We start from the raw sequence: 201 nt of genomic DNA on the forward strand, positions 1-201 counted from the left end.
CGGTGAACGGCAACCGCACGTATCCCTCGAACGCCCCGTCGACCCCGAAGCGCGGGCCGGACGGCACCCGTAGGCCCACCCGCTCCCCCGCCTCCGCGAGCCGCGAGCCGGACAGCCCGCCCGTGCGCACCCACAGCGTCAGGCCGCCCCGAGGCACCTCGAACTCCCAGGCGGGCAACTCCCGCCGCACCGCCGCCACGA

The 201-nt window shown here is 77.1% G+C and carries 1 pseudogene; it reads right to left on the reverse strand.

Annotated features, from left to right (window positions below):
- Positions 1-201 (reverse strand): annotated as a pseudogene (locus tag CCL05_RS32745) (PLP-dependent aminotransferase family protein); the annotation flags it as partial.

The sequence above is a fragment of the Streptomyces africanus genome, assembly GCF_002150735.1.
GTDB lineage: Bacteria > Actinomycetota > Actinomycetes > Streptomycetales > Streptomycetaceae > Streptomyces > Streptomyces africanus.